Consider the following 21,917-nt stretch of genomic DNA (forward strand, 5'->3'; position numbering starts at 1 on the left):
TTCGTCTTAAAAGAGCACCATGCACGTTGAGACCATCACCGCCGATATGAGCACCGTCAGCATCGCTGGCGTCACGCTGGCTGCGGACCTGTCGGGCGCCCTGTATTGGGAAGAGCAGAAACTTCTCGTGGTGTCCGATCTGCATCTCGAAAAGGGATCGAGCTATGCTAATCGCGGCGTGCTGCTGCCGCCTTATGATACGATCGCAACACTCGGCCGTCTTGGTGCGGTGATCGCGCGTCACGATCCGCGCAGTGTGATTGCGCTCGGCGACAGTTTCCACGACCGTGACGCCCACGAGCGGTTGTCGCCGGCCAATCGCGAGGTTCTGTCCGCATTGCAGATGCGCCGTGACTGGATCTGGATATCAGGCAATCACGATCCCGCATTGCCACCCGATCTCGGCGGCACCGTCGCGGACGAGGTCGCCATTGGCCCGATCACCTTCCGTCATGAGCCGACGGGTGCTGCAGGTGAGATTGCCGGTCACCTGCATCCAAAGGCGCGCGTCAGCACCCGCGGTCGCGCCGTCGAACGTCGTTGCTTTGCGAGCGACGGCACCCGCGCGGTGATGCCGGCCTTCGGCGCCTATACCGGGGGGCTCAACATCCGCGATGCAGCCTTCGCGAAAATCTTCCAGACCCTCGGCTTCGTTGCCCATGTGCTCGGCGACCGGCGTATGCACGCCATCGCAGCGTCGCGCTGCTGTTAACAAGCATGCAATGCGTGTCGATGCAGACGCCTAGCCGTCTGTGCCGAGGCGAACGGGAGTGATCTCCGAGATGGTGGACTCCTTCGCCGGGCGATCATTGACGAGATGATCGATGAGATCCCTGGTTGTCGAGCGACGGGTCAACATCAGGCAGGTCGCATCGTCGGCACGCGTTGCGTGCCAAACGCCGGGACGCATGCAGATTCCGACACCTGGAGACAGGCGGTACGCACGCAACGTCGCCAGATCCGGTTTCTGGTTTGCGTCACTCAAACAAAGAATCTGAACGATCTCGTTCGTGAGAGGCACGATCGCCTGTTGGGTCAGGTGATGGACTTCGAGCTTTGAGACGAGCGGACTGTTGTCGCGGTATTCCACCCACAGGACCTCGGTGTCGCCGTCTGTGCCCGGATTGAAGAAGTGCTCGTGCCAGAAATCGCTAGCGGGGCTGCGAAACGCGATCGGTGTTGTCTTCAGCGCGTCGGACTTGCCCAGTATCCACCCAAAAGGTTCGAACGAATCGGAATTCGCGACCTCCACAGTGACGGCCTTGGTCGTCGGCATCATCGGTTCCCTAGGCTCGGTCAAGCCGCCTTCGCCTGCACCGTATCGCAGAACTCGGCGAGGTGGTCGGCAAGCCGCAGCGTTGCCGGGCTCGCGTCGGGGGCGGCCATCAGCGTCAGTTCAGTCTGGTCGATCGGCGCGAAGCCTTCTTTCGCCGTCAAGATACGATGGTCGGGCTGGATAGCCATGTCGGACAGGATGCTGAGGCCAAGTCCGGCGGCGACCGCGGCCTGGATGCCGGCGAGGCCGGAGCTCGTATAGGCCATGTGCCAACTGCGGCCAGCCGCCTCGATGGCATGGATCGCGCGGGTCCGGTACAGGCAGCCGGCGGGAAAACCGATCAATGGGACGGACCGGATGGCGGGGTCAATCGGATGCGCCTTGCTCGTGACCCAATGGATCCGCTCGGGCCACACCGCAATGCCACCTTTCTCACCGACGGCGCGCTTGAACAGTGCCAGGTCAAGTTCGCCGCGTTCGAGATCCCGGCGCAAATATGTGCTCTGGTCGGCGCGCACGTCGAGCCGCAAGCCGGGCCGCGACCGCGAAAAATTCGCCAGCAATTCGGTCAGGCGATAGGCCGCGAAATCCTCGGGGATGCCGAGCCTGACAGCGCCTTCATTGGTCGGCCGGGCCAGCACGTCGCGGGCTTCTTCCGCCAGCGCCAACAGCCGTCGTGCATAGGACAAGAGCCGCTCGCCGGCTTCGGTCGGGGTCACGTCCTTGCCGGCGCGGTTCAGCAGCGGCTGGCCGATATCCTCTTCCAGTCGCTTGATTTGCTGGCTGACGGTGGACTGGGTGCGGTGAACGCGCTCGCCGGCGCGGGTAAAGCCGCGCGCATCGACCACCGAGACGAAGCTGCGCAGGAGTTCGAGATCCAGCATCGGCTATCCATTCGATTTTTAACTGACGACGAGTATATCATTTAATTTCCAAATGAGAAGGCAGGCGCATAGACCAAGGACAAAGGAGATTTCCGATGTCCCTCACGCCGTCAGTCGCGGTTCCCCGTGCCGCCTTCAATCCGCTGCCGATCTATATCGGCATCTTCTGTCTGCTTTGGAGTTTCTCCTTCGTCGCAGGAAAGATCGCCGTCACCGATTGCCCGCCGCTCATTCTGCTCGCCGCGCGGTTCTCGATCGCGGGTGTTCTGATTCTTGGCATCTCTGCCCTGCGCCGGAATGCTTGGTCGCTGTCTTGGCGTGATGTTGCTGCCTACGCTGTCATCGGCCTGGCCAATAACGCGCTGTATCTCGGCCTCGGCTATACCGGCCTGCAAACCGTCTCCGCCGGTCTCGGTGGCCTGATCGTCAGCGCAAACCCGGTATTTACGGCCGTGCTCGCGGCGCTGTTGCTGAAGGAGCCGCTCACCGGACGCAAGGTCGCCGGGCTCCTGCTCGGCATCGCAGGCGTCGCCTCGATCGTCTGGCACCGCATGTCGGTAGGTATCGACAGCGCGCACGGCATCGTATTCACGCTGGCATCGCTCGCGTCCATTGTGACCGGGACGATCCTGTTCAAGCTGCTGGCCCCGAAGGGTAGCCTGTGGCTCGGCAACGGTGTGCAGAATCTTGCGGCCGGCGTGGTGCTGATCCCGGTGGCGCTCACATTTTCCGATATCGGTGCGATCGTGCCGAGTGCGCGATTGATCGGTTCGTTTGCATTCCTGACATTGGGCGGTTCTATCCTCGGCTATCTGCTGTGGTTTCATCTCCTGAAGACCTGCGGCGCCACCGCTGCCAGCGCCTATCACTTTCTGATGCCGCCCCTCGGCATGCTGTTCGCATGGATGGTGCTCGGCGAGCATGTCGAAATTCGTGACCTCATGGGGATCGTCCCGGTCGCCCTCGGTATCTATCTCGTCACCAGACCGGCCGCTTCACCAGCACCTTTGCGACAGGAGTAGTTCATGTCTCTCACCATCACTCTGATTGGCGGTCCCACCGCGTTGATTGAATTCGATGGCTTCCGGTTGCTCACCGATCCCACCTTCGATCATCCGGGCGCCTACAAGCTGCCGCATGTCACGCTGGAAAAACTCGTCGGCCCCGCGATCTCCGCTGCGCAGGTCGGCGCGGTTGATGCGGTGCTGCTCAGTCACGACCAGCACTCCGACAATCTCGACAATTCCGGGCGCGATTTCCTGCGCCACGCGCCGCGCACGCTGACAACCATTGCGGGTGCCAAGCGCCTCGGTGGGAATGTCGAAGGTCTCGCGCCATGGGACAGCACCGAGCTGACAGGCAAGGATGGCCACGCGCTGACGATCACTGCGACGCCCGCGCGCCACGGCCCGGCCGGCATCGAGCCGCTGTCAGGCGATGTCATCGGCTTCGTGCTGAGTTCGAACGCGCCGGGGAGCAGGCCGATCTACATTACAGGTGACACCGTCTGGTTCGATGGCGTTGCCGAGGTCGCGCGGCGTTTTCCGGCCGGCGTGGTGCTGCCCTTTGCCGGCGCGGCGCAAACCCGCGGGCCATTCCACCTCACCATGGACACCAATGACACGATCGAGACGGCGCGCGCGTTTCCCGATGCGACGATTGTGCCGGTCCACACCGACGGATGGGCGCATTTCAAACAGACCGCCGGCGACCTGCGCGCATCCTTCGATACGCTCGGCTTCGGTGCCCGTCTGCGTATCCTCGAACCGGGTGTGCGGACTTTGATCTAGCCCGTTGCCAGTTCCTGATTTGGAACATTAGCTGCGACGGCACGTTGCCGAACGGTGAAATGGCATGGATCAGATGTCGGACAAGTCCAGCGGGAAGCCTGATGATCAGGAGGCAGAAGCTACCGGTCCGAAAGGCTTTCTGAAGCGGCTTGGTCCTGGTCTGATCACCGGCGCTTCCGATGACGATCCTTCCGGCATCGGCACCTATAGTCAGGCCGGGGCACAACTTGGCTACGGCATCGGCTGGACCATGCTGCTGACCTTTCCGCTGATGGTCGCGATCCAGGAAATTTCCGGACGCGTCGGCAGCGTGACGGGTCGTGGCATTTCCGGCAATGTCTGCCGGCACTATCCGGCACCGCTGCTGCATCTGATCGTGTCGCTCCTGTTCATCGCCAATACGATCAATATCGCGGCTGATCTCGGCGCCATGGCCGACGCCACCAAGCTGCTCATCGGCGGTCACAGCATCATCTATGTCGTGTTGTTCGGCGTGCTGTCGGTCGGCGCGCAAATCTTCTTCGACTACAAGCGTTACGTCTCAGTGCTGAAGTGGCTGACGCTCTGCCTGTTCTCCTATGTTGCCGCGCTTGCGGTGGTGAAGGTCGACTGGAGCGCGGCTCTTACAGGCATCCTGCTGCCACAAATCACCTGGAGCGCCTCGTATCTCACTACCGTCGTCGCGATTCTGGGGACGACGATTTCGCCCTATCTGTTCTTCTGGCAGGCCTCGCAGGAGGCGGAGGACGAACGTATCGATCCCGCCAAGGCTCCGTTGATCGAGCGGCCGATTGGCGCCGCGATGGAGTTTTCGCGCATTCGGGCCGATACGATCTTCGGCATGGCATTTTCGAACCTGATCGCGCTGTCGATCATCATCACGGCTGCGGCCACGCTCAATGCCTCCGGCAAGACCGATATCGAGACCTCGGCGCAGGCGGCTGAAGCCCTGCGTCCGATCGCCGGAATATTCGCGGAATGGATATTTGCGCTGGGCATCGTCGGCACCGGTCTGCTGGCGATTCCGGTGCTTGCGGGCTCAACCGCCTATGCCGTCGGCGAAGGTCAGCGCTGGCGCGTCGGCCTCGATCGCAAGCCACGCGAGGCCGTGGCGTTCTACTCCGTGCTGACGCTATCCGCGACGATCGGGATCGCGCTGAATTTCACCTCGATCAACCCGATCTCGGCGCTGTACTGGAGCGCCGTCATCAACGGCGTTCTGGCCGTGCCGGTGATGGTGCTGCTGATGGTGATGTCGCGCCACAAGGATGTGATGGGCGATTTTGTGATCAAGGGGCCGTTGCACTGGCTCGGTTGGCTGTCGACTGCCGTAATGGCTATCAGCGTGGTGGCGATGGTCGCCGGAAATTTTCTTTAGTCCCGTCTGAATACGATCGACGCGGCCCAGCCGGACATCAGCGCCATCGCGGCGGTGAGCAGCCCGTAGATGAAACCGTGATTGCGCGCGGCATTGGCAACGAACTGCTCGAAGCCGACCTTGACGATATCGAACGCCGTCTCCGCTTTCGAGATCAGTGCACCGTCGGCGAACAGCTTGATCTCGACATCATAGGTTCCGATGGGGACTTCGGCGGGCAGCGGAATGCTGGTTCGGAACAGCGTCGGTGTCAGGAATGTCACCGCTGAGGTCTCTTCGCGATACAGTCCATGTTCCTTGCGCAGTCGCACAAAGGCGCTCCGGAACGGGTCGGTGGCGACGACGTCGGCGTAGTCGGTGCCGACGCGCTGGGTCAGCAGGACGTTATTGATTCCGAGCTGTTGGCGGCGCTGTATGTCGGCGGGCGCGATGGCGTCCATAGGACGGTTGGAAAACACGGCGAGATAGGACGGCACCTGCAGGAACTGGCGCGAATCCGTGTTGATCCAGATGCCAAAGCGACGTTCCTTGCGCCGGGTCGTGAGGTCGGTGCGCGGTCCGTTGACGGTGACGACGAGATTGTAGTTGTTGCGGCCGGGCGGTGTCTTGTCGTCTTTCTCGACAGCGCCGAACAGCACCAGTTCCTCGCCGGCATAATTCGGCGTCACGGTCACGCGATGGTTCGACACCGAGACGATCAGTTGCTCGGCGCGTGCCGGGGCGAGCATTCCGATGCCAAGTGCGGCGATGATCGGGAGCGCGCGTATCATGGAGCGACGCCTCCGGTCTCGCGGATCGTGTACAGATCCGCGGGGCGAACGACCAGTTCCACGGCGAAGCGGACGCCGACCGCCAGGATCAGCAGACCCAGCAGCAGGCGCAAATGCTCGCCGCGAATCTTCTGCCCGGCACGGGCGCCGAACTGTGCGCCAGTGACGCCGCCGACCATCAGGATGAGGGCCAGCACCGCATCGACCAGATGATTGGTGACGGCGTGCAGCAATGTCGCGATCACCATGGTGACCAGCGTCAGCACCATGGATGTTCCGATGACCGTCGAGGTCGGAATGCGCAGCCAGTAGATCAGGATCGGGATCAGGATAAAGCTGCCACCAATGCCCATCACGGCGCCGATAAAGCCGATCAGGAGGCCGACGGCGATCACCGGGATCACCGAGAGATAGATCTTGGAGCGCTTGAACCGCATCTTCAGCGGTAGGCCGTGAACCCAGCTATGGCTGCCGGACCGGCGCAAGTTCACAGGATCACCGCGCCGCATGCGCAGTAGCGCGCGCAAGCCTTCCCAGAACATCAATCCGCCGACAGCGGTGAGCAGGATCACATAGGACAGCGAAATGGTGAGGTCGAGCTGGCCGAGATTGCGCAGCAGCGTGAAGGTCCAGACGCCGAGCGCCGTGCCGACCACGCCGCCGGTCAGAAGGACAGTCGCAAGCGCGGGATCGATGGCGCGGCGTCGCCAGTAGGACAGTGCGCCGGAGAAAGACGAGGCTGCGATGTGGCTCGCCACCGACGCGACCGACACCGCAGGAGCGATGCCGACGAAAATCAGCAGCGGTGTCATCAGGAAGCCGCCGCCGATCCCGAACATGCCAGACACGAAGCCGACTGCGGCGCCCATCGCCAGGATGAGCAGCACATTGATCGGAATGTCGGCGATCGGGAGATACAGTTGCACGCGCGTTCGCTTCGGAATTCTGGCCCTGAGTTGGGCCGAAACCGCTCACGGCGTGGTTCTGGAGGCGGCGCGGATTGCGAGCCGCACCCCGTCTTAGACGATATCGTCCGTTGATGGGATTAAAGAATCCGGTAAAGGCGCGGTTTTCCGCCGCGACCGATGATGCACCTTTCAAGGTGGTAAATTTTGTTGGGTCAGGTGTAGGCCGGCGGCGTCACGACTTCCTGGCCGGATCGGTGACGAGGTTCATGGCGGCAGCCTCGCTGGTGCCGAGCCAGCGGATTTTCTCGGTGGCTGACATCGCCTCGACGACCGACGAGGCCACGCCCATCTTGGTCATGTAGCTCAGCACATAGCCCATGGTGCGCTGCGCGGACGCGACAGGATCGGCCCCCGGCCTGGGCGAGACGAACCGGTGAACGCCCAGCTTTGAGCCCTCGACGCCGATGCGGGCCTTGCCGCCGGCATAGGTCATCACGCAGGCGCTGGCGCAGTAGGACGGTTTGATGCGGCCCGCCGAATCCACCGTGCCCACGGCGGTGGCGAGACCACGCGCACGGATGATCTCGCCCATAATGATGGCCTGGCCGACATTTCCGCCCGGAGACGACAGCAGCACGGTATCGCCGGGCGCGAGCTTGGCTTCATCGAGCTTTTCGCGAAACCAGCTTGCAGTGGCGGGACCGATCTCGCCCGTGATCGCCAGCGCCGGGCGGCCGCGGCCTGAATTGTCGGGATCGAGATTGGCGACCTCCGAAGACGCCATGCTCGGCGAGACATAGAGGTCTTTCCAATAGGCCCAGGCTTCGGGTTTGGAGAGCTCCTGATAGGCCTGCGCGCCGATACCGCCGAATATCAGGACCGCGAATGCGACCGAGGGCCAGTTGAACCATTTGCTGCGCGGTGCCTCAGGCGGCGGGGGCTGCGATGGCGCGGGCGGCTCGGCGGGACGTGCGGCCCAGGGATTGACCGTCGGGATCCCCGATGGGCGTTCCGCGCCCCCCGATGTGTCGTCATTTCGAAAAGACAAATCAATTTCCTCGTCGTTCAGTCCGGCCCGGCGCGCATGTTATCGCGTCAAGTCTGCTGAAGGTTTGTTGAGGAAATAAGACCGCCGGCTCGATCCGGCGGTCCAGAAATCCGGCCTAGCGCGCAGCCCGCTTGCCCATCGATGCTTTCGCCCCGGCCTGTGCCGGCGTGGCATCCCAACCGCCCGCGGGAGTGGCCACGTTGATGGCGTCTTCGGGTTGGCCTTCCGGTGTGAACGTCTGGACCGCCAGCCTGGCAGCAGCCAGCGACTGCGGATCGAGGCGCTTGGCGACGTCATCGCGCTTGCGGCCGGCATCGACATCGCCCTGGGCGGCGGCGAGGCTGAACCACTTGAAGCTCTCGGCGAGGTTCTGTTCGACGCCGATGCCGCGGGCATAGAGGATGCCGAGATTGAACTGGCTGTCGGCGACGCCGCGATCGGCCGCCTTGCGGAACCAGTACGACGCGCTCTTGTAGTTGGCCCCCTTGGTGCCGCCATCGGCATCGAGCACGGCGAGATTGTGCATCGCCTTGGCGTTGCCGCGGTCGGCGGCGAGCACGTAATAGCGGCGGGCGACGTCGAGATCCTTCTTCGCGCCGAGGCCCTTCTCGAACAGCGCGCCCAGGCGGAACATGGCCGGCACGACATTGGCCTGTGCCGCGCGGTCATACCACTTGGCGGCTTCGTCGTAGTTCTGCGCCACGCCCTTGCCCTCGGCATAACGGACGCCGATTTCGAACGCTGCCGAGGCGTCGCCTTTGAGCGCCGCGTTGCGCAACGCGGTGCTGCCGATGGTCTCGGGCAGGTGCTCGCCGGCAGGGACCGGGGCCGTGGTGATCTTCTGGCCGCTCGACGGCAGCACCGGGCCGGTGGCGCTGGCCTGCGGTGCGGGCGCGGCAATGCTGCCGGTCACATCGGGCGACACATATGGCACGGGCGCAGCCTGTGGCACCGGCTGCGGCGCTGGCTCGACGGCGGCGGGCGGTGCGATCAGCGACTGCTTGCCGATCGGAGTGGGCGATGTCATCGACGGCGTGGCCGGCACGGGAGCGGCGGGCTTGGTCGGGACCTCGGCCGGCTCGGGCGCGTTCAGCTGCAGCGGCGGTGCCGAGTGAATGTTCTCGGCCACCGGCGCCGGCGAGCCGCTGTCCAGCAGCGTCATCGCCATCTTGAACGAGCCGAGCACGATCACGATCACGCTGGCACCGACCAGCAGCGAGCGGATCTTCGAGCCGATCGTGGAAGATGACTTTTCGCTATCGGCAAGCTGCGGCCCGGGTCTGGTGACCTTCGATTTATCAGTCCTGGATTTGTCGGACCTGGACTTGTCGTTGCCGGTCGCGGCGGCGGCCTGTGCGGCGCGGCGCGCGGCAGCAATGAAGCTCGACGCGGTGGCCGGTTCAGGAGCATCGACGGCGATTTCGCTGATCGCCTCTTCCGACGCGGCGATGCGTTCGGATGGCGATGCGCCGCGCCCCTGCGGACGCGTGCCGGGCTCCAGCGGATGATCCGGCGGCAAAGCCGGGTCAACCATCGGGCGGGCCGAGGAACGCTCGGCAGCGGATGCAGACTGCGCGACCGGCTTTGGCGCGGGCGGTGGATCGAGAATCTCGCTGATGGCCTTCGGCACCACGAAAGCCAGCGCCGGCTCGTGCGAGATCGCGGTTGCCGCGAAGTCGCGCGGCGCGGCATCGAAATGAACCTGCGGCGGACGTACCTCGACCTGCGACGGCGCAGCCTGTGGCTTCACCGGATTGGGCATCTGTGGGCGCGGCGGAGCCGGTACCGAAACGGCTGGTGCGGTTGCCGGGCGCGGGGCCGGTGCGGGTGTGGCAACGGGCGCGGATTGCTTGGCAGGCGCTGCGCTGACCGCGCGCAGATCACCCTCGATCCTGGCAAGGCGATCGACTACATGGCCGAGCGTCGAATGCACGACCTCAAGCGAATCCTGCGTGTGGCGGTCGGTTTCCGACTGGCTGAAGCGCATGTCGGAGAGTTCGCGCTTGATCGTGTCGACCAGGCCGGGATCGACCGATGGCGCCTTGCTGCGCGGATTGTCCAGCGCGGCGAACACGGATTGCTGGCGTTCGAGATGGCGCAGGATGTCCTGCAGCCCGTCCTCGACGCGGCCGAGATTGTTGCCGCGCGTATCGGTGATGCTCTCCATCCGCTCGAGCAGATATGAGACGCGCTGTTCGAGATGCGCGAAGGCCGACGACGAGTCATTGCCCACCGGCATATGATCGAGACGCTCGGACAGCGCCCGCAACGCGGTTTCCAGATGATCGGAGCTGGCCATGACGGCCGGACGTTCGCGATTTTCCAGCGCCGTCGTCAGCGTCACGATGCGCGCCTCGAGCGCGGCAAAGGAATCGCTGTTGTCGGCGCGTGCGAGCTGATCGACCTTCGACGACAGCGTCTGCAGGTCGTCGCTGAGACGGCCGAGCGCTTCGTTGGAGGCGACGTTGGACACGATGGCGCGCAGCGCGGCGACCGCGCCCTGCAGCTGCTCCATGGTGCCGGGATCGTTGCTCGAGCGCACGATCATGTCGATCTTGCCGCCGAGATTGCGGATCGCCTCGTCGAAGCCGGCGAGCTGCTCGGCCGGCGTCAGCGTGGTCAGCGTCTTGTGGATGTCGGCGAGTGCGCGTTCGAGATTGGCCAGTACGTTGCCGTCGATGCCGCTATGGCGGTTGTCGTCGATGCGGCGGCCAAGCTCGCGGATTTCGTTCTCGATCGATTCGATGGCGCGGCGCGGCATCGCTTCGGTGATGACATTGCGAATGTCGGCGAGTTCGCCGCGGAACGTCGCGATCGACTGCTCGATCGTGTTGTCCGGGCGCTGCAGCGCATCGATCTTGGTCGTGATCTGGAACAGCTGCCGTTCCAGGCCGGACATATCCGGCAGGAGGCTGTGCGACTGCTGTGCGGCGGGCTGCGCATAAGGAGGCTGCACGAATGACGGCGCAATCGGCGGCGCGCTGCGCGGGGCCATGCGCGGCGTGCCGTCGAGCTCGCCCTGGCGCGCGGCGATCTCGGCGATGGCGAAATCCAGCGAGAACGGATCGATCGGCGGTGACGCGCTATAGACCTGATTGGCGGCGCGCTCGACCATATCGATGCGCGGCTGCTGCGGCGGCATTTGGTGCTGACGGTGAATGGGCTCGCTGATCTGCGACAAACGCGCATCGAGCCGCGAAATCGCATCATTGAGCTGGCGCGCAACGCCGGGCTCGCTGCGCGGCGCAGGCTTCGAGAACAGTTCGATCTGCCGGGCAATGGCGTCGAGCCGCTGGTGGATGTCGGCGACGTCGTCGGCGTCGCGCTGCGGCAGGGCCGCACGCGGGGTGAGGGGACGTTCCTGGTCGCGCGGGCGTGCATTGGGCGAGTTGAAGCGCGCGGGAGCTTCGCCGATGGTCGAGTTCAGCCAGTCGCCGAGCGACATGCCGGCACGGCGCGCCGCAGCTTCGGCCCGCTCGCGAACCGATGGCTCAATCCCGTCAACACTCCACGATACGCGCGAATTCATGCCTTGGCCCGGTTCCGAGGATGGCGCCAACTGGCACCTGCAGCCTCCCCCGCGCGTCCCATCGTGAAGACAATCGTAACGTGCGCGGGTCGTCTGCCTCTGATCCGGACTTTTCAGGGTTAGGGTAAATAACGGGTTAAGGTTGGCGCCCTGGCCGCCTTAAAAGTTAACCCGGCGATACACTTGTGCCGGATTGCAGGCGATATCGGGTGTCTCTGGCCTGGTGTCAGCGCGTAAACAGCGCACTCAAATCGTCGACATCCAGTTCGGTGATGGCGCTATGGCGCGGGTCCATCACTGCGGACTGGCCGATATAGGCCCAATAGAGAAACTCGGCGCGGGGTAGTGCTCGCTGGCTTTCCACCCCGGCCTCGATCAGCCATTTCGCCATGTATCCAACCCGCCTGGCATCCACCGAAGCGACCATTTTGGCGACGTCCGAGTCGGTCGAGGCCATGGCGCGGATGGCACGGTCCAGGCTGCGATCTTCGTTGAAGGCGAGCTTCATCAGGTGGGTCAGACGTGCGGCGCCGACGATCGACGTGTCGATTCCCTCGATCACCTGATCGGTCGTCCGCTCCTGCCAGCGCTGCAGAAGCTGTAGTCGAAAATCTGATATATCCTTGAAATGCCAATAGAAACTGCCGCGCGACACGTTCAGTCCGGTCGCCAGTGCGCCGACCTTCAGCGCGTCGACGCCCTGCCGCGCGAGGATCCTCAGCCCGTGATCGAGCCAGGCCGAACGCGTCAGGCGGTCCTTGGTCAGTTGGTCATCCATTCCCCGACCATACACATGTGTATTGACGAAATCCACGCTCTGGCGTTAACGTCCATGCAGAAGTGTATGGAGCGGCGCTGGCCGAACAGTGCCCGATGCGGGAGGCAGAGCCGATGAGTGTGACCAGTCTCGATAGGTGGTACAGCTTCATGCGCTCTCATGATCGGGCCGCGCTGTGGGATCTGCTGCATCCGGACGCCGTGTTCGAAAGCCCGGTCGTGCATGCGCCGCAGCGGGGCCGTGAGATCGTGTTCAAGTATCTGACGACTGCGGAGAAAGTGCTGGGTGGCCCCGGCTTCGCTTACAAAGGCGAGTGGCGCAGCGACAACGGCGCGGTTCTCGAATTCGAGAACGAGATCGACGGCATCAAAATCAATGGCGTCGACATGATCACCTTTGCCGACGATGGACGCATCACCCACTTCAAGGTGATGGTCAGGCCACTCAAAGCCATCAACCTGTTGCACCGGTTGATGGGCGAGGAATTGGCGCGGCAATGAGCCGCCTTCTGTCCGCTTCTAGTCCAATAGCAATCGCTTAAAACTGACACGGCGGCGCCGTATCATCCACTCCATCGAATTCAAACCGAGAGAATCCCATGCCCAGCTACAAAGCCCCGCTCGAAGACGTCGGATTCCTGCTCAACGATGTGTTTCAATTCGATCGCTACAACAATCTGCCCGGCTTCGCCGATGCATCGGCGGATGTGCGCGAGGCGATTCTGGGCGAAGCCGCGAAGCTCAGCGAAGAAGTACTTCAGCCGCTGAATCGCGTCGGCGATCTCGAAGGCTGCAAGCGCAACGACGATGGCAGCGTGACCACGCCGAAGGGCTTCAAGGAAGCCTTCAAGCAGGTCACCGAGGGCGGCTGGCTTGGTCTGTCGGCGCCGACGGAGTTTGGCGGTCAGGGCCTGCCTGTGACGCTGTCGCAGACCGTCGCCGAATTCCAGATCTCCGCCAATATGGCGTTCTCGATGTATGGCGGCCTCACCATGGGCGCGACCGCGGCGCTGATCGTGCACGGCAAGCCGGAGCAAAAGGCCAAGTATCTGCCGAAGATGGTCGCCGGCGAATGGACCGGCACGATGAATCTCACCGAGCCGCATTGCGGCACGGATCTGGGCTTGTTGCGCACCAAGGCAGTGCCGCAGGCTGACGGCAGCTACAAGATCACCGGCACCAAGATCTTCATCTCGGCCGGCGAACACGACATGGCCGACAACATCATCCACCTCGTGCTCGCCCGCATCGAGGGCGCGCCGGCCGGCATCAAGGGCGTGTCGCTGTTCGTGGTGCCGAAGGTGCTGGTCAATGACGACGGCTCGCTCGGCGCGCGCAACGGCGTGGTCTGTGGCTCGATCGAGCACAAGATGGGCATCCACGGCAACTCGACCTGCGTGATGAACTACGATAACGCCACCGGCTGGCTGATCGGCGAAGAGAACAAGGGCATGCAGGGCATGTTCGTGATGATGAACGAAGCCCGTCTCGGCGTTGCCGTGCAGGGCCTCGCGCAGTCCGAAGTCGCCTATCAGAATGCAGTGGCCTATGCGAAGGATCGCCTGCAGGGCCGCTCGCTCACCGGTCCGAAGTCGCCGGACAAGCCGGCCGATTCGATCATGGTGCATCCCGACGTGCGCCGCACGCTGCTGACCATTCGCGCCTTCAACGAAGCTGCCCGCGCGATGGTTGTGTGGACCGCGCTGAAGAGCGACGTTGCGCATCGCTCCGACGATCCGAAGGAGCGCCAGGCCGCCGACGATCACATGGGCCTGATGACGCCAGTACTGAAGGGCATCCTCACCGATGGCGGTTTCGCCAATGCGGTCTCTGCGCAGCAGATGTTCGGCGGTCACGGCTATATCGCCGAATGGGGTATGGAACAGTTCGTGCGCGACGCGCGTATTGCCATGATCTATGAAGGCGCCAACGGCATTCAGGCGCTCGATCTCGTCGGCCGCAAGCTGCCGCGCGACGGCGGCCGTGCGGCGATGACCTTCTTTGGCGAGGTTGCGGCTTTTGCCAAGGAGCATGGCGGCAACGAAGCCATGAAGCCCTATATCGATCCGCTGTCGAACGCGCTCGGTCATCTGCAGCAGGCGACCATGTGGCTGATGAACAACGCCATGGCCAAGCCCGACAATGCCGGCGCGGGCGCAACCGATTACATGCAGCTGTTCGGTCTCACGGCCTTCGCTTACATGTGGGCGAAAATGGCCAAGGTCGCGCAGGATAAGATTGCCACTGATGGCGCGACGCCCTATCTGACGACCAAGCTGGTCACCGGCCGCTTCTTCATGGAGCGGATGTTGCCCGAAACGGCGCTTCATCTCGCCCGCATCCAGACGGGTGCGGCCACGACGATGGAGCTTCCAGCGGAAGCGTTCTGATACTCAGTTGTTGCCATACACTCAGGCTGTCATCCCCGCCTAGCGCACCGAAGGTGCGCGCAGAGCGGGGATCCAGTAAACACAGGCGTTCGTAGTAACTCACCAGCGCCAGTGTTTACTGGATCGCCCGGTCAAGCCGGGCGATGACAGCGTCTTCGGAATTCGAACAACACGATTAATCTCGAGGGAGACACCATGCCCGAGGCATATATCTACGATCACGTTCGCACGCCGCGCGGCCGCGGCAAGGCCGATGGCTCGCTGCATGAGGTGACCGCGCTGGCGCTCGCCACCGCGCCGCTGAAGGCTCTGAAGGAGCGCAACAACCTCAAGCCCGGCACCATCGATGATGTCATCCTCGGCGTGGTCGATCCGGTCGGCGAGGCCGGCGGCGACATCGCGCGCATGGCGGCGCTGTCAGCCGGTTACGGTAATGACGTGCCGGGTATCCAGATCAACCGCTTCTGCGCTTCCGGCCTCGACGCCGTGAATTTTGCCGCGGCGCAGATCATGTCGGGTCAGCACGAAATGACCATTGGCGGCGGCGCCGAGAGCATGAGCCGCGTCGGCATTGGTGCCGCGGGTGGTGCATGGCCGGTCGATCCGTCGATCGCCGTTCCCGCCTACTTCATGCCGCAGGGCGTCTCGGCCGATCTGATCGCAACCAAATACGGCTTCTCGCGCGACGACGTCGATGCCTATTCGGTGCAGAGCCAGCAGCGCGCTGCCAAGGCCTGGGATGAAGGCCGCTTCAAGAACTCGGTCATTCCGGTCAAGGATATCAACGGCCTCACCATTCTGGCCAAGGACGAGCATATGCGCCCGTCCACCACGATGCAGTCGCTGGCCGCGCTGCAGCCGTCTTTCGCCACCGTGGCGCAGATGGGCGGTTTCGACGGCGTCGCGATCCAGTCGCATCCGGAAATCGAAGCCGTGAACTATGTGCATCACGCCGGCAATTCGTCGGGCATCGTCGATGGCGCTGGCGCCGTGCTGCTTGGCAGTGCCGAGGCCGGCAAGAAGGCAGGTTTGAAGCCGCGCGCGAAGATTCGCGCTTTCGCCAATATCGGCTCCGAGCCGGCGATGATGCTCACCGGTCCGGTGGATGTCACCAAGAAGGTGCTGGAGCGTTCCGGCATGAAGCTGTCGGACATCGATCTGTTCGAGCTCAACGAAGCCTTCGCCTCGGTGGTGCTGCGCTTCATCCAGGCCTTCGAGATCGACAACGAGAAAATCAATGTCTGCGGCGGCGCCATCGCCATGGGCCATCCGCTCGGCGCCACCGGCGCGATGATCCTCGGCACCGTGCTGGACGAACTCGAGCGCACCAACAAATCGACGGCCCTCGTCACCCTCTGCATCGGCGGCGGCATGGGCACCGCCACCATCATCGAACGCGTGTAAGGAGCGGCCAACATGACCTTCAAGAATTTCAAGGTTGAGACCGACGCCGATGGCATCGCCCTCGTCACCTGGGATATTTCCGGCCGTTCGATGAACGTGCTCGACGTGGCGACCATCGAGGAACTCGGCGCCATTGTCGATCAGACCACTGCGGATGCCGCTGTAAAGGGCGTCGTCATCACCTCCGGCAAGGAAGCTTTCTCGGCCGGTGCCGATCTGTCGATGCTGGAAGGCATGGGCAAGGTGTTCGCCGAGACCAAGGCGGCCAAAGGCGAGGAAGCCGCGCAGCAGATGCTGTTCGACGAGAGCCGCAAGCTGTCGCTGACGCTGCGCAAGATCGAAACATCGGGCAAGCCATGGGTCGCGGCCATCAACGGCCTTGCGCTCGGCGGTGCGTTCGAGCTGACGCTGGCCTGCCACTACCGCGTTGCTGCGGAAAACCCGAAGACGCGTCTGGGCCTGCCTGAAATCAAGGTCGGCCTGTTCCCCGGCGGCGGCGGCACCCAGCGCCTCGCGCGCATGCTGCAGCCGCAGGACACGATGCAGATGCTGCTGAAAGGCGACGCGATCAATCTCGTCAAGGCGAAGGCGATGGGGATCGTCGGCGCGGTGGTGCCATCAGCCGATCTCATCCCGGCTGCCAAGGAGTGGATCAAGGCTGGCGGCAAACCCGTCGCGCCGTGGGACGAGAAGGGCTTCAAGCTGCCCGGCGGCCCCGTCTATTCCAAGCAGGGCATGATGATGTTCCCTGCGGGTAACGCGATCTATCGCCGCGAAACCTTCGACAACTATCCGGCCGCGCGTGCGGTCATGCAGTGCGTCTATGAAGGCCTGCAATTGCCGATGGACGCGGCGCTCCGCGTCGAGTCCCGTCAGTTCGCGCATATCCTGCAGACCAAGGAAGCGGCGGCGATGATCCGCAGCCTGTTCCTGTCGATGCAGGAGCTCAACAAGGGCGCGCGCCGTCCCACCAACGTGCCGCCGACCAAGGTCAAGAAGCTCGCCATTATCGGCGCCGGCTTCATGGGCGCCAGCGTTGGTTATGTGTCGGCGAAGGGTGGCATCGATGTGGTGCTGATCGACCGTGATCAGGCTGCGGCCGACAAGGGCCGTGCGCATTGCCAGTCGGTCATCGACGGGCTGATCGCCAAGGGCCGCGCCAAGGAAGCCGATCGCGACGCGCTGATGTCGAAGATCACGGCAACCGCAGATTTTGAAGTGATCCGGGAATGCGACCTCGTCATCGAGGCCGTGTTCGAGGATCGCGCGGTCAAGGCCGAGATCTACAAGAAGGTGCAGCCGCTGCTGAAGGAAGGTGCGATCATCGCGTCGAACACCTCGACGCTGCCGATCAATTCGCTGGCCGAGGAATTCACTGACCAGTCGAAATTCATCGGCATCCACTTCTTCTCGCCGGTCGAGAAGATGATGCTGGTGGAGACCATTGTCGGCAAGAACACCGGCGATGTCGCGCTCGCCACCGCGCTGGATTACATCCGCGTCATCGGCAAGACGCCGATCGTCGTCAATGACTCCCGTGGCTTCTTCGCCAATCGCTGCGTGTTGCGTTTCACGGCCGAAGGCCTCGAAATGCTGCTCGAAGGCGTGCCGCCGGCGATGATCGAGAACACCGCCAAGATGGCCGGCATGCCGGTCGGCCCGCTGTCGCTGTCGGACGAGATCGCGCTCGACCTCGTGCTGAAGATCATGAAGGCGACCGAAGCCGATCTCGGTTCGCAGGCCGTCGATCAGGCGCAGAAGAAGCTGATCGTCGAAATGGTCGAGAAGCAGGAGCGCTTCGGTCGCAAGAACGGCAAGGGCTTCTACGAGTATCCGCCGAAGGGCAAAGGCTCGAAAGCCCTCTGGAAGGGCATCGCCCCGCTGTTGCCGAAGCCTGTTGACCCCGACACGCTCGATGTCGAGGAACTGAAGCAGCGCTTCCTGGTGGTGCAGGCGGTGGAAGCCGCGCGCACCGTCGAGGATCACGTGATCGTCGATCCGCGTGAGGCGGATGTCGGTTCGATTCTCGGCTTCGGCTTCGCGCCGTTCACCGGCGGTACGCTGAGCTATATCGACTTCATGGGCACCAAGAAGTTCGTCGAGCTCTGCCACAAGCTGGAAGCGAAATACGGCTCCCGCTTCACCCCGCCGAAGCTGCTCGAAGAGATGGCTGCCAAGGGCGAGACGTTCTATGGGCGATTCCCGCCGAAGAAGGCGGCGGCTTAAAGCCAAACACGGACAGGAATGTCCCCTCTCCCGCAAGGGGAGAGGGGACGACAGCGCCAGGTCTGTTGTGTCGTGATCAACGCGGCTCCAACACAAAACAAAAAAGGGCCGGATCATCGATCCGGCCCTTTCGTATTCTCACTCAATGCAGTCGGCTCACGCCGCCTTCATCAGGCCTTCCTTCTCCAGCGCAGCCTGCACCTGCGGGCGGGCGGCGACGCGATCCTTGTAGGCCATCAGGTTCTTGAACTCGGAGAGGTCGATGCTCATCCGGTCGGCCCATTTCAGCATCACGAACAGATAGCCGTCGGCGACGCTGAAGTCCTTGCCGAGCAGGTGGTCCTTACCCGCCAGATGGCTGTCGAGATATTTGAACTTGCCCATCAGGCGGGTCTTGAAGAAGCCTTTGACCTCGTCGTCGAACGCCGGCTGGAACAGCGGGCTGAAATTCTTGTGCAGCTCGCCATTGATGAAGCCAAGAAATTCCTGCAGTTGACGGCGCTCGTCGCTGCCATGAGCCGGCGCCAGATTCTTGGCGGCTGCCTTGTCGGCAATGTACTGCACGATGACCGGGCCTTCGGTCACGAGTTCACCACTGTCGAGGCCGAGGGCCGGCACCTGGCCCTTGGGGTTGATGGCGAGATAGTCGTCGCCATTTTCCAGTTTCTTGGCTTTGAGGTCGACCTTCACGAGATCGTAGGGCAGGCCGGCTTCGAGAAGTGCGATATGAGGAGAGAGCGAGCAGGCGCCCGGCGAATAATACAGCTTCATCGAAAATTCCTCCCTGAAGACATTGGTTTAACCACGCGGGTGACTAAATGCATCTGCATGAAAGAGTCAAGATTGATGCAGCTGCATCAAGTGGGCTAGGGTGCCGCCACCATTTGGACTGAGTCATGAAACGCAAACCTTCCACCGAGGCGACAGCCGCCTGGATCCGCTTGATGCGAATCCAGAGCAGGGTGCTGGATGCCGTCGAGCAGGACCTCAAGCGCGCCGGCTTTCCGCCGCTCGCATGGTACGACGCGCTGGCCGAGCTGTCGCGCTCGCCGACCGGCGAGATGCGCCCGGTCGAGCTCGAAAAGCAGATGCTGATACCGCAATATTCGACGTCGCGGCTGATCGATCGCTTGGTCGATGAGGGCCTGGCCGCGCGCCGCGAATGCAAGATGGACAAACGCGGCCTGTTCGTCGAGATCACGGCTGCTGGGCGCGAGTTGCACAAGAAGATGGGCTGCGCCTATTCAACGGCGATCGAGAAACATGTCGGCTCGAAATTGTCCGACGCAGATGCAGCAAAATTGTGCGGCCTGCTCGACCGGCTCGGCTGCGCGTGCCAAGAAGCGGCACAGACAGTGACATCGCCGGCCGCCAGAGACGCCGCGCCGGCGCGATGAACCTTAAATTTTTGCCTGCGTTCGCGACCCGTACGGGCCGCGGGCGTTCCCGACACCGCGCGCGACAGATTGCAGCGCCTTTCATTCGGAATTTTCATGGCGCGTGACCAAATCGATATGACGCCGCTGCAGTCGCGCGACGAACTCGTGGCGTGGCTGGCGGCGGGCGTGAAGCCGCCATCGGAATTCCGCATCGGCACCGAACACGAGAAGACGCCGTTCACGCTAGTCGGTCACAATCCCGTGCCTTACGAAGGCCCGCGCGGCATCGGCGCGGTGCTCGACGGCATGAAGCACCTGCTCGGCTGGGAGCCGATCATGGAAGCCGGCAATATCATCGGCCTTTATGACGTCACAGGCGGCGGTGCGATCTCGCTGGAGCCCGGCGGCCAGTTCGAATTGTCCGGCGCGCCGGTCGAGACAATTCATCAGACGCAGTCCGAATTGATGGCGCATCTGGCGCAGGTGCGTGAAGTGGCGACGCCGCTCGGCATCGGATTTCTGGGCCTCGGTCTCACGCCGTCCTGGTCGCGTGCGCAGATCCCGGTGATGCCCAAGGGCCGCTACAAGATCATGACCAACTACATGCCCAAGGTCGGCCAATACGGTCTGGACATGATGTACCGGACCTGCACGGTGCAGACCAATCTCGACTTCTCCTCGGAAGTCGACATGGTCAAGAAGCTGCGCGTTTCCGTTGCGCTGCAGCCGATCGCGACTGCCTTGTTCGCCAATTCGCCGTTCACCGAAGGCAAGCCGAACGGCTTCCTGTCGTTCCGGTCCGAAGTCTGGCGCGACACGGATAATGCGCGCTCTGGCATGATCCCGTGGGCATTCGAAGACGGCATGGGCTTCGAGCGCTGGGTCGATTACGCGCTCGATGTTCCCATGTATTTCGTCAAGCGCGGCGACACTTACATCGACGTGTCCGGTTCGTCGTTCCGCGATTTCTTCGCGGGCAAGAACGAAAAGATACCCGGCGAGCGACCCACTCTCTCGGACTGGGCCAATCATCTCTCGACGATTTTCCCGGAAGTCCGCCTGAAGCGCTATCTTGAGATGCGCGGCGCCGATGGCGTGCCGTCGGATCGTTTGCCGGCGCTGTCAGCGTTCTGGGTCGGGCTGCTTTACGACAACGGCGCTCTCGATGCTACCTGGGACATCGTCAAGCACTGGACCGCTGGGGAGCGCCAGGCGCTGCGCGACGACGTGCCGAAGCTGGGCTTCAAGGCGAAGATCAAGGATCGCTATCTGTTCGAGATCGCCAAGGAGTGCCTGTTGCTCGCCCATGGCGGTCTGCGCCGGCGCGGCAAACTCGACGCCCACGGGCGTGATGAGTCCCATCATCTGGATGCGCTCGATCAGATCCTGGATTCCGGCAAGACCCCGGCCGAGCAGATGCTCGACAGGTTCCACGGCGCCTGGGGCGGCTCCGTGGCGCCGGCCTACAAGGAATACTGCTTCTAGATCAGCGGCTTGGCGAAGCTGAAAATCCGTTCATCGGCGGTACAGGTGACCGGCGTTCCAATGGCGTTCCTCTTTACGCCGTTGCAAACCGCTGAAAGTCATCCTGCATGTCGAGGAACCTGTTCAGAGCGTGTCTGACAGCCTTTGCCATGCTGTTGCTGGCGGCCGTTGCACCTGCCCAGGCGCAAACCAATTTCGATCGTCCTGGCGGTGACTATTCGCGCTCGGTCTCGTTGTCCGGCGATCCCGCCGAATGCGCGCTGATCTGCGAGCGCGACAAGAAGTGCCGCGCCTGGAGCTTCAACTATCCGAGCGACAATTCCGAAAATGCAGTGTGTTGGCTGAAGGACAAGGTCCCGCCGCGGATCGAGAGCTATTGCTGCGTCTCGGGCGTGCGTGGTGCCGGCGTCATCGAGCCCCGCACGGGTCCGGTGGAAACCTCGACCGATCGTTTTGGCGGGGACTATCGTTCGTTCGAGATCAAGAATGACGACAAGGCCGAGCGCGGCGACGCCTGCCGTGACGCCTGCAAGGATGACAACAAATGTCGCGCCTGGACCTTTGCGCGGCCCGGCTATGCCGGCAAGAATGCGCGCTGCTTCCTGAAGAACGACATCAAGCCGCCGCGGCGGAAACCGGGTTTTATCTCGGGCGTTGTGAGGTAGCATTCCAG

19 protein-coding genes are annotated in these 21,917 nt (G+C 63.1%); 11 read left to right on the forward strand and 8 right to left on the reverse strand.

What is annotated here, in order from left to right:
• The first annotated feature begins 19 nt into the window (after positions 1-19).
• Positions 20-712 carry a ligase-associated DNA damage response endonuclease PdeM gene (pdeM, locus tag AB8A27_RS27595; RefSeq protein WP_441244627.1) on the forward strand — a complete coding sequence of 231 codons (693 nt, stop codon included), beginning with the start codon at positions 20-22 and terminating at the stop codon, positions 710-712.
• A 30-nt stretch (positions 713-742) separates the two neighbouring features.
• On the opposite strand, the gene AB8A27_RS27600 is transcribed toward pdeM, so the two are convergent.
• Positions 743-1,276: an ureidoglycolate lyase gene (locus tag AB8A27_RS27600; protein ID WP_441244628.1), complete on the reverse strand. Its 534-nt coding sequence runs from the start codon at positions 1,274-1,276 to the stop codon at positions 743-745.
• Between the two features lie 20 nt (positions 1,277-1,296).
• Positions 1,297-2,160, reverse strand: a complete 864-nt coding sequence (locus AB8A27_RS27605) for a LysR substrate-binding domain-containing protein (RefSeq protein WP_441244629.1) — start codon at positions 2,158-2,160, stop codon at positions 1,297-1,299.
• 95 nt (positions 2,161-2,255) lie between these two features.
• On the opposite strand from AB8A27_RS27605, the gene AB8A27_RS27610 reads away from it, so the two are divergent.
• The 3 genes from AB8A27_RS27610 (at position 2,256) to AB8A27_RS27620 (ending at position 5,328) form a co-directional block, all read left to right on the forward strand.
• Positions 2,256-3,182 carry a DMT family transporter gene (locus AB8A27_RS27610; RefSeq protein WP_441244630.1) on the forward strand — a complete coding sequence of 309 codons (927 nt, stop codon included), beginning with the start codon at positions 2,256-2,258 and terminating at the stop codon, positions 3,180-3,182.
• 3 nt (positions 3,183-3,185) lie between these two features.
• The gene (locus tag AB8A27_RS27615) at positions 3,186-3,950 is read left to right on the forward strand and encodes an MBL fold metallo-hydrolase (protein ID WP_441244631.1); all 765 of its coding nucleotides are present in this window, start codon (positions 3,186-3,188) and stop codon (positions 3,948-3,950) included.
• A gap of 73 nt (positions 3,951-4,023) precedes the next feature.
• Entirely contained in the window at positions 4,024-5,328 is a 1,305-nt protein-coding gene (locus tag AB8A27_RS27620) for an NRAMP family divalent metal transporter (RefSeq protein WP_441245056.1), read from the forward strand.
• Here AB8A27_RS27620 and AB8A27_RS27625 read toward each other — a convergent pair.
• The 5 genes from AB8A27_RS27625 to AB8A27_RS27645 all read right to left on the reverse strand — a co-directional run bounded on the left by AB8A27_RS27625 (position 5,325) and on the right by AB8A27_RS27645 (position 12,361).
• On the reverse strand, positions 5,325-6,098 hold the full coding sequence (locus tag AB8A27_RS27625; protein WP_315840312.1) for a TIGR02186 family protein: 774 nt from the start codon (positions 6,096-6,098) through the stop codon (positions 5,325-5,327). The genes AB8A27_RS27620 and AB8A27_RS27625 overlap by 4 nt on opposite strands.
• On the reverse strand, positions 6,095-7,024 hold the full coding sequence (locus AB8A27_RS27630; protein WP_441244632.1) for a sulfite exporter TauE/SafE family protein: 930 nt from the start codon (positions 7,022-7,024) through the stop codon (positions 6,095-6,097). The genes AB8A27_RS27625 and AB8A27_RS27630 overlap by 4 nt, the downstream gene beginning before the upstream one ends.
• Positions 7,025-7,238: 214 nt before the next feature.
• A complete protein-coding gene (locus AB8A27_RS27635; protein WP_441244633.1) occupies positions 7,239-8,054 on the reverse strand; it encodes a hypothetical protein in 816 nt (271 codons plus the stop codon).
• 115 nt (positions 8,055-8,169) lie between these two features.
• Positions 8,170-11,583, reverse strand: coding sequence for a hypothetical protein (locus tag AB8A27_RS27640; RefSeq protein WP_441244634.1), 3,414 nt, complete (start codon positions 11,581-11,583; stop codon positions 8,170-8,172).
• A 226-nt stretch (positions 11,584-11,809) separates the two neighbouring features.
• Positions 11,810-12,361, reverse strand: a complete 552-nt coding sequence (locus AB8A27_RS27645) for a TetR/AcrR family transcriptional regulator (protein WP_441244635.1) — start codon at positions 12,359-12,361, stop codon at positions 11,810-11,812.
• A 113-nt stretch (positions 12,362-12,474) separates the two neighbouring features.
• Between AB8A27_RS27645 and AB8A27_RS27650 the strand changes: the two genes are divergently transcribed.
• The 4 genes from AB8A27_RS27650 (at position 12,475) to AB8A27_RS27665 (ending at position 18,380) form a co-directional block, all read left to right on the forward strand.
• The gene (locus tag AB8A27_RS27650; RefSeq protein ID WP_441244636.1) at positions 12,475-12,861 is read left to right on the forward strand and encodes a nuclear transport factor 2 family protein; all 387 of its coding nucleotides are present in this window, start codon (positions 12,475-12,477) and stop codon (positions 12,859-12,861) included.
• Positions 12,862-12,959: 98 nt separating this feature from the next.
• Positions 12,960-14,750 carry an acyl-CoA dehydrogenase C-terminal domain-containing protein gene (locus AB8A27_RS27655; protein ID WP_441244637.1) on the forward strand — a complete coding sequence of 597 codons (1,791 nt, stop codon included), beginning with the start codon at positions 12,960-12,962 and terminating at the stop codon, positions 14,748-14,750.
• A 195-nt stretch (positions 14,751-14,945) separates the two neighbouring features.
• The gene (locus AB8A27_RS27660; protein ID WP_441244638.1) at positions 14,946-16,154 is read left to right on the forward strand and encodes an acetyl-CoA C-acetyltransferase; all 1,209 of its coding nucleotides are present in this window, start codon (positions 14,946-14,948) and stop codon (positions 16,152-16,154) included.
• Between the two features lie 12 nt (positions 16,155-16,166).
• Positions 16,167-18,380, forward strand: a complete 2,214-nt coding sequence (locus tag AB8A27_RS27665; protein WP_441244639.1) for a 3-hydroxyacyl-CoA dehydrogenase NAD-binding domain-containing protein — start codon at positions 16,167-16,169, stop codon at positions 18,378-18,380.
• 156 nt (positions 18,381-18,536) lie between these two features.
• Here AB8A27_RS27665 and gstA read toward each other — a convergent pair whose 3' ends face one another.
• Positions 18,537-19,151, reverse strand: a complete 615-nt coding sequence (gstA, locus tag AB8A27_RS27670) for a glutathione transferase GstA (RefSeq protein WP_115031594.1) — start codon at positions 19,149-19,151, stop codon at positions 18,537-18,539.
• Between the two features lie 125 nt (positions 19,152-19,276).
• Here gstA and AB8A27_RS27675 point away from each other — a divergent pair, with 125 nt between their 5' ends.
• From AB8A27_RS27675 to AB8A27_RS27685, 3 genes are all read left to right on the forward strand, one after another.
• On the forward strand, positions 19,277-19,777 hold the full coding sequence (locus tag AB8A27_RS27675) for a MarR family winged helix-turn-helix transcriptional regulator (RefSeq protein WP_441244640.1): 501 nt from the start codon (positions 19,277-19,279) through the stop codon (positions 19,775-19,777).
• A gap of 96 nt (positions 19,778-19,873) precedes the next feature.
• A complete protein-coding gene (locus AB8A27_RS27680) occupies positions 19,874-21,244 on the forward strand; it encodes a glutamate--cysteine ligase (RefSeq protein ID WP_441244641.1) in 1,371 nt (456 codons plus the stop codon).
• Between the two features lie 107 nt (positions 21,245-21,351).
• Positions 21,352-21,909, forward strand: a complete 558-nt coding sequence (locus tag AB8A27_RS27685) for a PAN domain-containing protein (protein WP_175500294.1) — start codon at positions 21,352-21,354, stop codon at positions 21,907-21,909.
• Positions 21,910-21,917 lie beyond the last annotated feature (8 nt).

It is taken from the genome of Tardiphaga sp. 768_D3_N2_1, assembly GCF_052076105.1.
Classification (GTDB): Bacteria; Pseudomonadota; Alphaproteobacteria; order Rhizobiales; family Xanthobacteraceae; genus Tardiphaga.

Excerpts from the sequence above, each read along its gene's own strand:
- pdeM (WP_441244627.1), top strand. The coding sequence starts at position 20 with ATGCACGTTGAGACCATCACCGCCGATATGAGCACCGTCAGCATCGCT.
- AB8A27_RS27600 (WP_441244628.1), bottom strand. The coding sequence starts at position 1,276 with ATGCCGACGACCAAGGCCGTCACTGTGGAGGTCGCGAATTCCGATTCG.
- AB8A27_RS27605 (WP_441244629.1), bottom strand. The coding sequence starts at position 2,160 with ATGCTGGATCTCGAACTCCTGCGCAGCTTCGTCTCGGTGGTCGATGCG.
- AB8A27_RS27610 (WP_441244630.1), top strand. The coding sequence starts at position 2,256 with ATGTCCCTCACGCCGTCAGTCGCGGTTCCCCGTGCCGCCTTCAATCCG.
- AB8A27_RS27615 (WP_441244631.1), top strand. The coding sequence starts at position 3,186 with ATGTCTCTCACCATCACTCTGATTGGCGGTCCCACCGCGTTGATTGAA.
- AB8A27_RS27620 (WP_441245056.1), top strand. The coding sequence starts at position 4,024 with ATGTCGGACAAGTCCAGCGGGAAGCCTGATGATCAGGAGGCAGAAGCT.
- AB8A27_RS27625 (WP_315840312.1), bottom strand. The coding sequence starts at position 6,098 with ATGATACGCGCGCTCCCGATCATCGCCGCACTTGGCATCGGAATGCTC.
- AB8A27_RS27640 (WP_441244634.1), bottom strand. The coding sequence starts at position 11,583 with ATGAATTCGCGCGTATCGTGGAGTGTTGACGGGATTGAGCCATCGGTT.
- AB8A27_RS27645 (WP_441244635.1), bottom strand. The coding sequence starts at position 12,361 with ATGGATGACCAACTGACCAAGGACCGCCTGACGCGTTCGGCCTGGCTC.
- AB8A27_RS27650 (WP_441244636.1), top strand. The coding sequence starts at position 12,475 with ATGAGTGTGACCAGTCTCGATAGGTGGTACAGCTTCATGCGCTCTCAT.
- AB8A27_RS27655 (WP_441244637.1), top strand. The coding sequence starts at position 12,960 with ATGCCCAGCTACAAAGCCCCGCTCGAAGACGTCGGATTCCTGCTCAAC.
- AB8A27_RS27660 (WP_441244638.1), top strand. The coding sequence starts at position 14,946 with ATGCCCGAGGCATATATCTACGATCACGTTCGCACGCCGCGCGGCCGC.
- AB8A27_RS27665 (WP_441244639.1), top strand. The coding sequence starts at position 16,167 with ATGACCTTCAAGAATTTCAAGGTTGAGACCGACGCCGATGGCATCGCC.
- gstA (WP_115031594.1), bottom strand. The coding sequence starts at position 19,151 with ATGAAGCTGTATTATTCGCCGGGCGCCTGCTCGCTCTCTCCTCATATC.
- AB8A27_RS27675 (WP_441244640.1), top strand. The coding sequence starts at position 19,277 with ATGAAACGCAAACCTTCCACCGAGGCGACAGCCGCCTGGATCCGCTTG.
- AB8A27_RS27680 (WP_441244641.1), top strand. The coding sequence starts at position 19,874 with ATGGCGCGTGACCAAATCGATATGACGCCGCTGCAGTCGCGCGACGAA.
- AB8A27_RS27685 (WP_175500294.1), top strand. The coding sequence starts at position 21,352 with ATGTCGAGGAACCTGTTCAGAGCGTGTCTGACAGCCTTTGCCATGCTG.